Here is a 368-nt window from a genome sequence, read left to right as displayed (position 1 = left end):
CCCATAGTACGAATGAACCATTCCTTTTTTCAAATTCATACACTCATCGAACTTACTTAACCAATTATCTTTTCGGATTTCAATATTCTGAAATGACGCATCTGGGTGGTAGCGGTCATATAGCTTTCCTCCATTATCCCTGTAATCTTTTGTCCTGGTTAGCCACTCGATCGGCTTTTGTACCAAGTAATATGCTTGATCACATGAAAGCTCACTTAGGCTCAAATGATTTGGTAAAGATGCTTGTGCTTGGGGGAGAAGAAATAAACCAGTAAATATGAGAAAGATTTTTATTGTCCGCACTACTATCCCTTTCTATGCTTATTGAATTGCTATTGTAGGTAATTAAAGTGTAGTGATGAAAAGTT

Annotated in this window: 1 protein-coding gene; it reads right to left on the bottom strand. The window is 36.7% G+C overall.

The window, feature by feature from the left end:
• A partial coding sequence (locus A3763_RS29445) for a hypothetical protein (protein WP_231872104.1) occupies positions 1 to 186 on the bottom strand: 186 nt, incomplete at its 3' end.
• Positions 187 to 368: the final 182 nt, after the last annotated feature.

It is taken from the genome of Oleiphilus sp. HI0128 (assembly GCF_001635365.1).
Note: the sequence above shows the minus strand (reverse complement) of the source record. Positions and strands in the feature narration are given on the sequence as shown.